The following is a 12,644-nucleotide window of genomic DNA, read 5'->3' on the forward strand; positions in this document are numbered from 1 at the left end:
TCTGAAAGTATTTTCTTTCAGACGGCCTATGTCTCAAAAAATCCCAACAGGAGCAACCATGCGAAAACTGCTGTTAGCCGCCATCGCCATTTCAGGCATAGCCGCCTGCCATGCCGAAACGCCCCGCCATTCTCCCGAACAGGAAACACCCATGACCGCACAAACCGCCCCCGAGACCCGAACCGTCCGCCTGCTGATCGGCGGACAAGCATTTGAGATAAAAACGGAAAACAACCCTACCGCCCAAGCCTTCGCCCGACTGTTGCCGCTCGAACTTTCCATGCAGGACCATCTGCAAAACGAAAAATTCGCCGCCCTGTCCACACCGTTGCCGGCCGACGACAAAACCGCAGGCCGCATCCGTGCAGGCGATGTCATGCTCTATCAGGGCGATACGCTGGTGATATTTTATGAAACTTTCGACAGCAGCTACCGTTACACCAAAATCGGCACCATCGCCGAGGCAGGCCGTCTGAAAGCCGCTTTGGGGCGCGGTAAAATCACCGTCAGAATGGAGAAATAAACGGATGCACGATTTTCCTGTCAACACCCTGATTGCCGAAAATTCCGACCTGTTTGCCCGAATTCACGACATCGTCGCCGAAAACGCACCCAAAACCGCCGAACTGAGCGGCGCATTTAAAAACCAGGCCGAAATCCGCGCCGTTTTGGCGGACATCACCCGCAGCCGGATTGACGAAAGCCTGCACGTCAACCTGCCGTTTTACACCGATTTCGGCCGCCATATCCGCATCGGCAGAAACGTGTTTATCAACACAGGCTGCGTGTTCACCGATTTGGGCGGCATTACGATAGAAGACAACGTATTGATTGCACCGAGGGTAAACATCGTCACCGTCAACCACCCCGAAAACCCCGACGAGCGCAGGGGATTGATTTTAAAACCCGTGCGGATCAAACGGAATGCCTGGATAGGCGCAGGAGCAACCATTCTGCCGGGCGTAACGGTGGGCGAAAACGCGATTGTCGCCGCCAGCGCGGTCGTCAGCAAAGACGTTGCGGACAATACCGTAGTCGGCGGCATTCCGGCCAAGGTGTTGAAAACCATAGACTCCGCATCATAAAAAAGGCCGTCTGAAAACGGGAACGGCAAGTTTTCAGACGGCCTGGTTACAAATCAGCCTTTTAAAGCGTATCGGCGATTTCTTTCAGCATGGCAAACGATTCGGCCTGTTTGGCCTCGTCGTAAATATAGTTCAAGGCCATAATCTCGTCGGCCTGAACACGCGCTTGCAGATTGAGGATTTGTTCGCGCACGCTTGCTTTGCTGCCGACGATGTCTTCGGCCAGCATTTGTCTCACGGCAAATTCTTGGTCGGGACTCCATACCTGCGACATATCTGCAACCGGAGGTTGCAGCGGCTTCATCTGCCCGCTGACCACGCCGAGGAACTGCTGTTGCTGCGAAGTGTGCAGCAAATGCGCCTCTTCGTCGGTGTCGGCGACGATGATGTTCACGCAGATGATGACTTCGGGTTTGTCGAGATATTCAGACGGCTTGAAGCCGTTGCGGTAAATCTGCACCGCCATTTCCATCATGCGCGGGGCAAAATGGCTGGCGAACACATACGGCATACCGAGTTCGGCGGCCAGATACGCGCTTTCGGTGCTGGAGCCGAGAATGTAGAGCGGCACATTTTTATCCATCGCCAGATAGGCTTTGACGTAGCCCTGCCCGTCTGCGCTGCCGAAATAGCGTTGGATGGTTTGGATGTCGTGCGGAAAATTCATCGACACGTCTTGCGCGTTGCGGCGCAAAGCCAAGGCTGTGCGCGGATCGGTGCCGGGCGCACGGCCGACGCCCAGGTCAATGCGGTCGCCGTACATGGTCGCCAAGGTGCCGTACTGTTCGGCCACGGCCAGCGGGCTGTGGTTGGGCAGCATCACGCCGCCGGTACCGACGCGGATGGTCTGCGTGTTGGCCAAAGTGTGGCCGACCAGCAATTGCGTGGCTGAGCTGAGCAGGTTGGGCATATTGTGGTGTTCGGCAATCCAGTAGCGTCGGTAGCCGAGACGTTCGGCGGTCTGCGCCAGCGTTACCATCGATTCGATGGCCTGTTTTTGGGTTTGCCCTTCGCGCAAAGGTACAAGGTTGAGCATGGAAAGTTTGAGCATAATGTATTCCTGACTGAGTGATATTGCTTAGATGTGTACAAACCAAATAAGGCCGTCTGAAAAATTATCAATACAGCCGTTCCGATTTGGATGGATACAGCGTTGCTGCGCCTTGTCCCAATCTAAATCGGAACGGCTATGGTTTTTCAGATGGCCTTTGTCGGTTTGCCTGAAAATCGTCAACAAAACAGTCGGTTTTTTTTGCTACAATACCGCCAACGCAACCATCCGCACATTAAGGATCAACATGAAAGTAGCTGTCGTCGATTACGGCATGGGCAATCTGCACTCGGTGCTCAAATCCGTGCAGGCCGCGCAGAAACTCGCCGGCACGGATGCCGGTATTTTTCTCACCGACAAACCCGAAGAAGTGTTCGCCGCCGACAAAATCGTTTTCCCCGGCCAAGGTGCCATGCCCGACTGCATGGCCGCGCTGAACCGGAGCGGCTTGGGCGAGGCGGTTTCAGACGGCCTGAAAAACAAACCGTTTTTCGGCATCTGCGTCGGCGCGCAATTGCTGTTCGACCACAGCGAAGAAGGCGGTACCGCCGGTTTGGGCTGGTTTGCCGGCGACGTGAAACGCTTTGCCGCTAACCAACTCGACGCGCACGGCAACAAATTGAAAGTGCCGCACATGGGCTGGAACAGTGTGCGCCAAACGCAGCCGCACCCCCTGTTCAAAGACATCGCGCAAGACACGCGCTTTTACTTCGTCCACAGCTACTACTTCGCGCCGCAAAGCCCTGAAATCGTATTGGGAACCAGCGAATATCCGCACGAATTCGCCTGCATCGTCGGCAAAGACAACGTATTCGCCACCCAGTTCCACACCGAAAAAAGCCACGACGGCGGGCTGCTGCTGTTGCGCAATTTCTTAAACTGGCAGCCGTAAACCCTGCTGTCCGTGCCGAACGGATAAAGGTGTGCTAAAATCCGCTAAATTGTGTAAACCGATTGATACCTCATTATTTTTCAGACGGCCCCACCGATTGCAAAGGCCGTCTGAAAACCACTTGGAAATATTATGTTACTGATTCCTGCAATTGATTTGAAAGACGGCCAATGCGTGCGCCTGAAACAGGGCCTGATGGATCAGGCCACCGTGTTTTCCGACACGCCGGCGCAAACCGCCGAACACTGGTTCAAACAAGGCGCGCGCCGCCTGCACCTGGTGGATTTGAACGGCGCATTTGCGGGCGAACCGAAAAACTTCCCGGCGATTAAAGACATTCTGGCCGCCGTGGCGCAACACATTCCCGTGCAGCTCGGCGGCGGCATCCGCGATTTGGCCACCATCGAAAAATATCTGGATTTGGGCTTGACCGACGTGATTATCGGCACGGCAGCCGTGAAAAATCCCGAATTCGTGCGCGAAGCATGCAAAGCGTTTCCCGGCCGAATCATCGTCGGTTTGGATGCAAAAGACGGCATGGTCGCGATTGACGGCTGGGCAACGGTTACCGAACATCATGTCATTGATTTGGCGAAACAGTTTGAAAACGACGGGGTCAACAGCATCATCTACACCGACATCGGCCGCGACGGCATGATGAGCGGCGTGAACATCGAAGCCACCGTCAAGCTGGCCGAATCGATTAAGATTCCCGTCATCGCTTCAGGCGGCCTGACCGATTTGGACGACATCCGCGCCTTGTGTGCGGTCGAACAAAGCGGCGTGGCCGGTGCGATTACAGGCCGTGCGATTTATGAGGGCAGCATTGATTTTGCCCAAGCGCAGAAGCTGGCCGATTCGCTGGCTTAAAACCACCATTCACGCGGCGGCTCGGAGAAGCCGCCCGATACCGTTTTTTTTCCACGCCGCTTTGCCGCGAAATAAAACCAACAGGCAAAGCCGGTTTCTTTACTTTTTATCATTAGGGGTTTAAACATGCTGGAAGCATTCGTCTTAGGATTTTGGGTCATTTGGTCTGCCAACCGCGATATTTATCCGCTGACCGAAAGTCTTTGGTTTACCATACTCGCTGTCATCATGCGCCAACTGGTCGCCTTTTCCATACCGGAAATCGACGGCCAATGGGCTGCCGTCAACGGCGCGCTTTGGGCTTACGTAGCCGCCGTATTCGTTATCGTCAACCGTTTCAGCAACAGCTTCATGAGCACGATGGTCATGGCTGCCGCCGCAGGCGTCGGCTATTTCCAACTGCTGAAAGTCCTGCCCGGCTGGGTCAGCGGTTGGCTCGCTTAAATAAACACAGGCCGTCTGAAAACCCGATAATATTTTCAGACGGCCTCAAACCGGCCTGTTTCGGCAGACGGTACGGACTGGAAAGTTTCTCACATGGCATTGGCAAAACGCATTATCCCCTGTTTGGACGTGGACAACGGCCGCGTGGTCAAAGGCGTGAACTTCCTCGGCCTGCGCGACGCGGGCAACCCGATTGACGTCGCCAAACGCTACAACGACGAAGGTGCGGACGAGATTACCTTTCTCGACATCACCGCCTCTTCCGACGACCGCGACACCATTTTGCACGTCATCGAAGAAGTCGCCTCGCAAGTGTTCATTCCGCTGACGGTCGGCGGCGGCGTGCGTTCGGTGGCCGACGTGCGCCGCCTGCTCAATGCCGGTGCCGACAAAGCCAGCATCAACACCGCCGCCGTGACCAACCCCGATTTGGTCAACGAAGCCAGCGGTTTTTTCGGCTCGCAGGCGATTGTTGTGGCGATTGACGCGAAAGCCGTCAATCCCGAAAACACGCGTTGGGAAATCTTCACCCACGGCGGCCGCAAACCCACCGGTCTGGACGCGGTCGAATGGGCGGTGGAAATGCAGAAACGCGGCGCAGGCGAAATCCTGCTCACTTCGATGGACAGGGACGGCACGAAAATCGGCTTCAACCTGCCGCTCACGCGTGCCATTTCCGAAGCAGTCGATATTCCCGTCATCGCCTCGGGCGGCGTGGGCAACGTGCAGCACTTGATTGACGGCGTAAAAGAAGGCAAGGCCGACGCAGTGTTGGCGGCCAGCATTTTCCACTTCGGCGAAGTCAGCATCCGCGAAGCAAAATCGGCCATGCAGGCCGCAGGCATCGAAGTACGGCTGTAATACAGACGGCTCGAGACCTTCGTAAAATTGAGATTAAACCTGCAAATCTATATTCGTCATTCCCGCGCAGGCGGGAATCCAGACCTGACGGTTTCAGGAATATTTCAGAATTACAGTAAGTTAAAATTCCGGCTTCCCACCTGTACGAGAGAAGCCAGCGGACTTGCGCAGCTAATGACAGATTAGAGATTTTTTGAATATTTTTGGCTTTTGCAAAGGTCTCGTCCTTTTTCAGACGGCATTTTGTATAAACCGCGCGCTCTGCTTTAATTCGTAGGATTGACCATACCGTTACAACAAACCGCCCACGCGGCGGGATTGTTCTGTTTTTGACGACAAACTGAAAAACGCTTCCGCAAAAGGCCGTCTGAAAACGGGACAGCGGATTTCTGCAGAAACAGACCGAACCCCGCAAACACACAGAGCCATCATGGAACTTGATTTCACACTCGGACAATACGCCTTACTCGGCCTGCTCGGTATCGCCGCAGGTATCATCAACATGATGGCGGGCGGCGGTTCCAACCTGATTCTGCCGGTATTGATGATGTTCGGCGTGCCGGCCGACGTTGCCAACGGCACCAACCGCGTCGGCGTATTGCTGCAATCCGTCTCCGGCACCCACGGCTTTCACAAGGCGGGCAAGCTGCCCACCGGCGATTTGCGCGGCATTATGGTGCCGATGATATTCGGCGGCACGGCAGGTGCATTGTTCGCCTCGTTCGCACCCGTCGATATTTTGAAACCCTTATTGCTGCTGACCATGCTCGGCGTGGCGGCGGTCGTGGCCTTCAAACCCGATTTACTCGTACACGAGCCGGGCACGCAGCCGATTCGCGTGGCCGACAAGCCCCGTTCGCGCTACGCCCTGTTTCTGGTCGGCATCTACGGCGGTTTCGTACAGGCGGCTGCCGGCTTTTTGCTTCTGCCCGCGCTGGCCGGTTTGTTGAAATACGATTTGGTGCGCGCCAATGCGCTGAAAGTCTGCTGCACGCTCGGTTTTACCACGGTCGCCTTAGCGATTTTCGTCGCACGCGGCCAAGTGATGTGGGACGTGGGTTTGGTATTGGCCTTGTCCAGCGCGCTGGGCGCACGCTTGGGCGTGAAAACCGCCGTCAAGCTGCAACCCGAAACCTTGCGCAAGATTTTGTTTGCCATGACTTTGGCCGCCGTGGTATTGGCCTTTTTGAAATGATAGAAAAGGCCGTCTGAAACTTTTGATACCGTTATTTTATTTTCAGACGGCCTGTCAGGATATTCCGACATGAACAATGAAAACCTACTTTCCGCCGTCAAATTCGATGAAAAAGGCCTGGTCTGCGCCATCGCGCAAGATTGGCAGAGCGGCCGCGTGCTGATGGTGGCGTGGATGAACGCCGAAGCCCTGCAAAAAACCGCCGAAACCGGTTTTGCTCACTATTACAGCCGCAGCCGCCAAAAGCAATGGCTGAAAGGCGAAGAATCCGGCCACACGCAGAAAGTGCATGAATTGCGTCTCGATTGCGACGGCGATGCGGTGGTCATGCTTATCGAACAACACGGCGGCATTGCCTGCCATACCGGCCGCGGAAGCTGCTTCTACCAAAAATGGGACGGCAACCGATGGCAGACCGTCGATGCGGTATTAAAAGACGAAAACGAGATTTACGCCCGCAAGCAGCCGTAATATGCAGACAGGCGGTTGACGGATTTCAGGCCGTCTGAAAAGTTTCAGACGGCCTGCCATTCCCTTCAGAACGGAATTCTTATGAGCAACAATGTATTAAGCGAAATTCAAAACGTAATCGACTCGCGCAGGGGACAAAATCCCGAAGAATCCTACGTCGCGCAGCTTTTGCACAAAGGCGGCGACAAAATCCTGAAAAAAGTCATCGAAGAAGCGGGCGAAGTGCTGATGGCTTCCAAAGACGGTGAAAAAGAACACATCGTTTACGAAACCGCCGATTTGTGGTTTCACAGCATGGTTCTGCTGGCGCACCACGGCTTGCGCGTCGAAGATGTCGTTGCCGAGCTTGCGCGCCGTCAAGGTTTGTCGGGATTGGCCGAAAAAGCCGCTCGCACAGACGGCTGAAACTGTATTACAATCAGGCTATTCGATTTCATGCCGTCTGAAAACCAAGCGCAACAACATACTTTTTTTTCAGACGGCCTCAATACGGAGCAAATCATGAGCGACTGCATTTTCTGTAAAATCGCCGCCAAAGAAATCCCTTCGTCCGCCGTTTACGAAGACGAAAACATGCTGTGTTTCAAAGACATCAACCCTGCCGCGCCCGTGCATCTGCTGCTGATTCCGAAAGTGCATTTCGACTCGTTGGCGCACGCCGAAGCCGGACACGAAACGCTGTTGGGCAAAATGATGCTGAAAGTGCCGCAAATCGCACGGGAAGCAGGTTTGTCCAACGGTTTCAAAACCTTAATCAACACCGGCAAAGGCGGCGGGCAGGAAGTGTTCCACCTGCATATCCACATCATGGGCACGCCTGCATAACCACCACCGAATTTAACCGTTTAAAATTTAAAGGAATTTATTATGGGCAGCTTTTCTATCTGGCACTGGATTATCGTATTGGTCATCGTGGTTTTGGTGTTCGGCACCAAAAAACTGCGCAACGTCGGCAAAGACTTGGGCGGTGCGGTGCATGATTTCAAAAAAGGCCTGAACGAAGGCGATGAGAAATCCGCCAAAGACGAAGTCATCGAACACAAAAAAGAAGAAGACAAAGTCTGATCCATGTTTGATTTCGGTTTAAGCGAACTCCTGCTTATCGGCGTGATTGCGCTGATTGTGCTGGGTCCCGAGCGTCTGCCCAAAGCCGCACGTACCGCCGGCCAATTGGTCGGCAAGCTGCAACGCCTGGTCAGCAACGTCAAACAGGAACTCAGCGTACAGGTCGAGCTGGAGGAGCTGCGCAAAGCCAAGCAGGAATTCGAATCGGCAGCCCATCAGTTACGCAATGAGATGAAGGAGGTCGGCAACGAAGCGCAAAGCAGCCTGAACACCATTTCAGACGGCCTCAAGCCCTGGGAAAGGCTGCCCGAGCAGCGCACACCCGATGACTTCAAAGTCGATGAAAACGGTATTCTGCTGCCCGAAACCAAGGACGGCATCATCGGAGAAAATACCGCAGCCGTTGAAATTCTGGACGAAAACGGCCAGCCGGTTGCGCCGCCGGCACCCGACATTACCGAAGCAGTTCAAGCAAACGGTGAGGCCGATGCCGACAAACTGTGGCGCGATTACCTGACTTCAAGCCATACGCCGTATCAAGCCCCGGAAGTCAGCTATGTCGAAACCGCCCCTCCCCCCGATTTCGGCCTGCATACCGCCACCCTGCGCAAACAGGCCATGCAGCGCAAACGCGATATGCGCCCGAAATTCCAAGCCAAACCGAAACTTCGTGTCCGTAAAAAGTGAGTAAACGGTGTCTGATACGCCCATCCAACCATCCGAACCCACGACCCAGCCTCTAATCGAACATCTGCTCGAGCTGCGCCGCCGCCTGATGTGGATTGTTATCGGCCTGCTGGTCTGCTTTTTGGCGCTGATGCCGTTTTCCCAAACCCTGTATTCATTTGTCGCGCAGCCGCTGATGGCCAGTCTGCCCAAAGACACCAGCATGATCGCTACCGATGTGATTGCACCGTTTTTCGTGCCCGTGAAAGTCACCTTGATGGCGGCTTTCCTGGTGTCTCTGCCGCATACGCTGTATCAGGTGTGGGCATTCGTCGCGCCTGCGCTGTATCAGAATGAAAAACGCCTGATTACGCCTTTGGTGTTGTCGAGCTGCGTTTTGTTTTTCATCGGCATGGCTTTCGCGTATTACTTGGTTTTTCCGGTCATTTTCCAGTTTTTGGCCAGCGTTACCCCCGTCGGTGTGAACATGGCGACCGATATCGACAAATACCTGTCGTTTATCTTGGGCATGTTCGTCGCCTTCGGTACGACGTTTGAAGTGCCGGTAGTGGTGGTTTTGCTGGCACGCATGGGCATTGTGGACACGGAGCAGCTGAAACAGGCGCGCCCTTACGTCATCGTGGGCGCATTCGTGATTGCCGCCATCATCACGCCGCCTGACGTGATTTCGCAGATTTTGCTGGCCGTGCCGCTGATTATTCTGTACGAAGCAGGGATTTGGTTCAGCCGCTTTACCAAACCGATTGAACGCAACGACCCGGACAATGATGCAGCCCAACCGCCTGCCGGGATTCAATAGTCTTGCTTCGAAAATTCGTTTTCTGGCCGTCTGAAAGTTAAATTTTGAACTTTCAGACGGCCTTTTACGGTCTGATTCCGATATAACCGATACCGGGCATATTAATGTCCTGTTTTAAAGCCATTCAAATATGAAAAACTCATCCAGACATTGGTCTTATTATGCCGCCTCAGTCAGCCTGATTGCGCTGATCGTACTGTGCGCGGCATGGGAATTGTGGATTGCGCCGCTGCGCGAAGGCGGCTCGTGGCTGGCGCTGAAAGCCCTGCCCTTGTGCCTGCCGCTGGCCGGCATACTGAAAGGCAAAGTCTATACTTACCAATACAGCTGCATGCTGATTCTGATTTATTTTGCCGAAGCGGTTATGCGGATTTTCGATGCCGTACCGGCCAGCCGGATATGTGCGGCATTGGCGGCAGCCTGCTGCGTAGTATTCTTCATTGCCTGTCTGTTTTATATCAAAGATACCCAACGAAAGGCGGTGGCCTGATGCACCAACGTTTTTCAGACGGCCTGCAAAGCGAATGGAGTACCCGTCTGCTGCCGGTATGGCTGGCATTTTTATGGATAGGCATCGCGCCGTTTGTGTCGCTTTACCGGGTCGGGCCTTTGTCCAGCTTTTATCTGGAAGCCGCTTCCTTGCTGGGTGCAGTGGTGTTCGTATTGGCAACGGCGTGTTACGGTTTGCTGAACGTACGTTTGCCGACTGCCGGCGTCGCTTTTTTGGTATTGGCCGCATTCTGGTGGATTCAGGCGCGCGTTCTGAATCTGACCTACCCCGGCATGAGCGACATGGTGGTATGGACGTTTGTCATTTTGGCACTCGCAGCATGGGCTGTACGCGGCTGGATTGCGGAATACGGCCAGGAGCGCATCGTCACCGTATTCGCATGGTCGCTGCTGTCCGGCGCACTGATTCAGGCCGTAATTGCGTTCATGCAGTTCAAAGGCTGGGCCGGCGAAGAAATCTTCAAAGGCATTCTGGCCTACGGCGGCAGCAATAACGTCAGCGGCCAACTCGGCCAGCGCAACCATCTCGGCCATTATCTGATGTGGGGCGTATTGTGTGCCGCCTATTTGTGGGCAATGCGCAAAATGCCCGATTGGCTGGGTTTTATTTTAGTCGTATCGCTGACCGGCATCCTCGGTTTGGTCAACTCGCGCACCATTCTTGCTTATGTCATAGGTATAGGCATCTTGCTGCCGTTTTGGCGCATAGCGGCAGGCCGTGAAGCCAACCGTTTGCTGGGGATTGCCGTCTTTGCGCTCGCCTGCGTGGTGTTGTTCCAATTTTCCATGGGAACGATACTTGAATTTTTCCGCAACGCGAATTATGAAACAGCAGTCGAACGTTCGGGCAGCAGCGGTTTCGAAGGTTCCGCCCGCCAAATCGAATGGCGCAAAGCCTGGATTGCCTTTCAGTCGGCTCCGTGGCTGGGACACGGCTGGAACAGCTATGCCCTGCAAAGCTTCCTGATACATGCAGAGCAGAAACAATTCGGTAACAACATTCTCGGTGTATTGTTCACCCATTCCCACAATATCGTCCTGCAGCTTCTGGCCGAAGTCGGTCTCATCGGCACCTTGCTGGTGGGATTTTCGCTGCTGGCCGCCTTATGGCGTATGCTCATCCGTCCTTACCACTCTGCTTCATTCCTGCTGCTGGCCTTAATGACTGTCTCACTGTGTCACAGCATGTTGGAATATCCGCTTTGGTACATTTATTTCCTGGTTCCGTTCGGTTTGATGACCGTGCTGTCACCGGCGCGCTACCAAGACCTTTCAGACGGCCTCGCCCAAGCCAAACGCCGCAATTATGCAGGCGGCCTGGCCGCGATTGTACTGATTGGCGGCATCTTGAATGTAGGTTGGGCATATACCGATTTAATCGGTTACAGCCGCCAAGCGAAAACCGAATCCGCCAGCGAAGCCGGTCAAAAAATCGCCGGCCTGCGGCGCATCGCCGAACAGCAACCCATGCTGCGCTACTATGCCGAACTGAGCCTGACCCGCCGCGCCGATCCGACCGATGCGGTTGTCCAGCCTTGGGCGGAACAAGCCGCGCTGGATTCTCTGACCTACCGCCCTTACGCCAACGCGCATCAGGCCGGTCTTTACCGATACCGCAAAGGCGAAAAGCAGGCAGGCGGGCAATGGATGCAGGCCATGTATTATTACTATCCGTACACCATGCCGTTTTACGAAAGCAAAATCCGCGCACACCAAGCATTCAAGCCACTCTTGCCCGACCTCTTGGCCGCTTGCCGGACTTTCCAATCCGACCCGAAACACAGCACGGCCAAACCTTGCGGAAAAGCAAATTAGCGTATATTTCTGAATTTCAGACGGCCTCTGTTCCGACAAGGCCGTCTGAAATGTAAAGGCCGTTGCACGCATTGCAAAAAAGCGCAAAAGCATAGAAAAAGAAGCTATCAACATTCCCGTGATGCGTGTTAAGATAACCGACAATACTGACCGGCTGCCGGGCAACCCGCCTTTTTTTCCGCCTCTGCCCGACAGCTTACAACCACCGAAAAGGAATTCTCATGAGCCGCGTATTACTGGTAGATGACGACGCTTTATTGACCGAACTGCTGACCGAGTACCTGACTGCGGAAGGCCTGAACGTACACAGCGTTCCCGACGGCGAAGCAGGCGTACAGGAGATTTTGTCCGGACAATACGATGTCGTGGTATTAGATTCCATGATGCCGAAAATGAACGGCTTGGATGTTTTGAAAAACGTCCGTACCCAAAGCACCATTCCGGTGATTATGCTGACCGCCAAAGGCGACGACATCGACCGCATTATCGGTTTGGAAATGGGTGCCGACGATTATGTACCGAAACCCTGCACACCGCGCGAACTCTTAGCCCGCATCAATGCCATTTTGCGCCGTGCACAAAACAATACCGAACAGGCCAACACACCCAACAGCATTTCCGTCAGCGACGTCGTGCTTTATCCGGCCAAACGCCAAGCCACCATCAAAGATACGCCGCTGGAATTGACCAGCACCGAATTCAACCTGTTGGAAGTCTTGATGCGCCATGCCGGCCAAGTGGTCAGTAAAGAGACACTTTCTTTGGAAGCCTTGGACCGCAAACTGGCCAAATTCGACCGCAGTATCGACGTACATATCTCCAGCATCCGCCACAAACTGGGCGATGCTTCGCTGATTCAGACCGTGCGCGGCTTGGGCTATCTGTTTGTCAAAAACTAA

At 54.3% G+C, this 12,644-nt stretch carries 17 protein-coding genes; 16 read left to right on the forward strand and 1 reads right to left on the reverse strand.

All coding sequences use genetic code 11. The annotated features are described in order from the left end of the window. Nucleotides 1-58: 58 nt before the first annotated feature. Nucleotides 59-523, forward strand: coding sequence for a cyclophilin-like fold protein (locus tag ACM67E_RS09715; protein ID WP_416191246.1), 465 nt, complete (start codon nucleotides 59-61; stop codon nucleotides 521-523). A 4-nt stretch (nucleotides 524-527) separates the two neighbouring features. Next, on the forward strand, nucleotides 528-1,085 hold the full coding sequence (locus ACM67E_RS09720; RefSeq protein WP_416191247.1) for a DapH/DapD/GlmU-related protein: 558 nt from the start codon (nucleotides 528-530) through the stop codon (nucleotides 1,083-1,085). Between the two features lie 61 nt (nucleotides 1,086-1,146). Here the strand turns inward: ACM67E_RS09720 and ACM67E_RS09725 are convergent, their stop codons facing one another. Beyond that, entirely contained in the window at nucleotides 1,147-2,136 is a 990-nt protein-coding gene (locus tag ACM67E_RS09725) for an LLM class flavin-dependent oxidoreductase (RefSeq protein WP_416191248.1), read from the reverse strand. A gap of 247 nt (nucleotides 2,137-2,383) precedes the next feature. On the opposite strand from ACM67E_RS09725, the gene hisH reads away from it, so the two are divergent. The 14 genes from hisH to ACM67E_RS09795 all read left to right on the forward strand — a co-directional run bounded on the left by hisH (nucleotide 2,384) and on the right by ACM67E_RS09795 (nucleotide 12,644). Further along, nucleotides 2,384-3,028 carry an imidazole glycerol phosphate synthase subunit HisH gene (gene hisH, locus ACM67E_RS09730; protein ID WP_416191249.1) on the forward strand — a complete coding sequence of 215 codons (645 nt, stop codon included), beginning with the start codon at nucleotides 2,384-2,386 and terminating at the stop codon, nucleotides 3,026-3,028. A 132-nt stretch (nucleotides 3,029-3,160) separates the two neighbouring features. After that, nucleotides 3,161-3,898, forward strand: coding sequence for a 1-(5-phosphoribosyl)-5-[(5-phosphoribosylamino)methylideneamino]imidazole-4-carboxamide isomerase (gene hisA / locus ACM67E_RS09735; RefSeq protein WP_416191250.1), 738 nt, complete (start codon nucleotides 3,161-3,163; stop codon nucleotides 3,896-3,898). A gap of 126 nt (nucleotides 3,899-4,024) precedes the next feature. Beyond that, on the forward strand, nucleotides 4,025-4,342 hold the full coding sequence (locus ACM67E_RS09740) for a multidrug transporter MatE (RefSeq protein ID WP_416191251.1): 318 nt from the start codon (nucleotides 4,025-4,027) through the stop codon (nucleotides 4,340-4,342). Between the two features lie 93 nt (nucleotides 4,343-4,435). Beyond that, nucleotides 4,436-5,203, forward strand: a complete 768-nt coding sequence (hisF, locus tag ACM67E_RS09745; protein WP_416191252.1) for an imidazole glycerol phosphate synthase subunit HisF — start codon at nucleotides 4,436-4,438, stop codon at nucleotides 5,201-5,203. A 430-nt stretch (nucleotides 5,204-5,633) separates the two neighbouring features. Then, nucleotides 5,634-6,398 (forward strand): sulfite exporter TauE/SafE family protein, encoded by a 765-nt coding sequence (locus ACM67E_RS09750; RefSeq protein WP_416191253.1) that lies wholly within the window; start codon nucleotides 5,634-5,636, stop codon nucleotides 6,396-6,398. A gap of 69 nt (nucleotides 6,399-6,467) precedes the next feature. Then, nucleotides 6,468-6,869 carry a phosphoribosyl-AMP cyclohydrolase gene (gene hisI / locus ACM67E_RS09755; protein WP_416191254.1) on the forward strand — a complete coding sequence of 134 codons (402 nt, stop codon included), beginning with the start codon at nucleotides 6,468-6,470 and terminating at the stop codon, nucleotides 6,867-6,869. A gap of 81 nt (nucleotides 6,870-6,950) precedes the next feature. Beyond that, the gene (locus tag ACM67E_RS09760; RefSeq protein ID WP_416191255.1) at nucleotides 6,951-7,274 is read left to right on the forward strand and encodes a phosphoribosyl-ATP diphosphatase; all 324 of its coding nucleotides are present in this window, start codon (nucleotides 6,951-6,953) and stop codon (nucleotides 7,272-7,274) included. A gap of 96 nt (nucleotides 7,275-7,370) precedes the next feature. Continuing rightward, nucleotides 7,371-7,694, forward strand: coding sequence for a histidine triad nucleotide-binding protein (locus tag ACM67E_RS09765; RefSeq protein ID WP_416191256.1), 324 nt, complete (start codon nucleotides 7,371-7,373; stop codon nucleotides 7,692-7,694). A gap of 42 nt (nucleotides 7,695-7,736) precedes the next feature. Then, on the forward strand, nucleotides 7,737-7,934 hold the full coding sequence (gene tatA / locus ACM67E_RS09770; RefSeq protein ID WP_416191257.1) for a Sec-independent protein translocase subunit TatA: 198 nt from the start codon (nucleotides 7,737-7,739) through the stop codon (nucleotides 7,932-7,934). A gap of 3 nt (nucleotides 7,935-7,937) precedes the next feature. Beyond that, nucleotides 7,938-8,621, forward strand: a complete 684-nt coding sequence (gene tatB, locus ACM67E_RS09775) for a Sec-independent protein translocase protein TatB (protein ID WP_416191258.1) — start codon at nucleotides 7,938-7,940, stop codon at nucleotides 8,619-8,621. 7 nt (nucleotides 8,622-8,628) lie between these two features. Further along, the gene (gene tatC, locus ACM67E_RS09780; RefSeq protein WP_416191259.1) at nucleotides 8,629-9,420 is read left to right on the forward strand and encodes a twin-arginine translocase subunit TatC; all 792 of its coding nucleotides are present in this window, start codon (nucleotides 8,629-8,631) and stop codon (nucleotides 9,418-9,420) included. A 130-nt stretch (nucleotides 9,421-9,550) separates the two neighbouring features. Beyond that, complete coding sequence (locus ACM67E_RS09785) at nucleotides 9,551-9,910, forward strand: DUF2069 domain-containing protein (RefSeq protein WP_416191260.1); 360 nt, start codon at nucleotides 9,551-9,553, stop codon at nucleotides 9,908-9,910. Continuing rightward, nucleotides 9,910-11,745, forward strand: coding sequence for a Wzy polymerase domain-containing protein (locus tag ACM67E_RS09790; RefSeq protein ID WP_416191261.1), 1,836 nt, complete (start codon nucleotides 9,910-9,912; stop codon nucleotides 11,743-11,745). Before ACM67E_RS09785 ends, ACM67E_RS09790 begins: the two co-directional genes overlap by 1 nt. Nucleotides 11,746-11,966: 221 nt before the next feature. After that, a complete protein-coding gene (locus ACM67E_RS09795) occupies nucleotides 11,967-12,644 on the forward strand; it encodes a response regulator (RefSeq protein ID WP_416191262.1) in 678 nt (225 codons plus the stop codon).

The organism is Neisseria sp. CCUG12390, from assembly GCF_047837985.1.
GTDB lineage: Bacteria > Pseudomonadota > Gammaproteobacteria > Burkholderiales > Neisseriaceae > Neisseria.

Coding starts and splice junctions, on each gene's coding strand:
- ACM67E_RS09715 (WP_416191246.1), top strand. CDS start 59: ATGCGAAAACTGCTGTTAGCCGCCATCGCCATTTCAGGCATAGCCGCC.
- ACM67E_RS09720 (WP_416191247.1), top strand. CDS start 528: ATGCACGATTTTCCTGTCAACACCCTGATTGCCGAAAATTCCGACCTG.
- ACM67E_RS09725 (WP_416191248.1), bottom strand. CDS start 2,136: ATGCTCAAACTTTCCATGCTCAACCTTGTACCTTTGCGCGAAGGGCAA.
- hisH (WP_416191249.1), top strand. CDS start 2,384: ATGAAAGTAGCTGTCGTCGATTACGGCATGGGCAATCTGCACTCGGTG.
- hisA (WP_416191250.1), top strand. CDS start 3,161: ATGTTACTGATTCCTGCAATTGATTTGAAAGACGGCCAATGCGTGCGC.
- ACM67E_RS09740 (WP_416191251.1), top strand. CDS start 4,025: ATGCTGGAAGCATTCGTCTTAGGATTTTGGGTCATTTGGTCTGCCAAC.
- hisF (WP_416191252.1), top strand. CDS start 4,436: ATGGCATTGGCAAAACGCATTATCCCCTGTTTGGACGTGGACAACGGC.
- ACM67E_RS09750 (WP_416191253.1), top strand. CDS start 5,634: ATGGAACTTGATTTCACACTCGGACAATACGCCTTACTCGGCCTGCTC.
- hisI (WP_416191254.1), top strand. CDS start 6,468: ATGAACAATGAAAACCTACTTTCCGCCGTCAAATTCGATGAAAAAGGC.
- ACM67E_RS09760 (WP_416191255.1), top strand. CDS start 6,951: ATGAGCAACAATGTATTAAGCGAAATTCAAAACGTAATCGACTCGCGC.
- ACM67E_RS09765 (WP_416191256.1), top strand. CDS start 7,371: ATGAGCGACTGCATTTTCTGTAAAATCGCCGCCAAAGAAATCCCTTCG.
- tatA (WP_416191257.1), top strand. CDS start 7,737: ATGGGCAGCTTTTCTATCTGGCACTGGATTATCGTATTGGTCATCGTG.
- tatB (WP_416191258.1), top strand. CDS start 7,938: ATGTTTGATTTCGGTTTAAGCGAACTCCTGCTTATCGGCGTGATTGCG.
- ACM67E_RS09785 (WP_416191260.1), top strand. CDS start 9,551: ATGAAAAACTCATCCAGACATTGGTCTTATTATGCCGCCTCAGTCAGC.
- ACM67E_RS09790 (WP_416191261.1), top strand. CDS start 9,910: ATGCACCAACGTTTTTCAGACGGCCTGCAAAGCGAATGGAGTACCCGT.
- ACM67E_RS09795 (WP_416191262.1), top strand. CDS start 11,967: ATGAGCCGCGTATTACTGGTAGATGACGACGCTTTATTGACCGAACTG.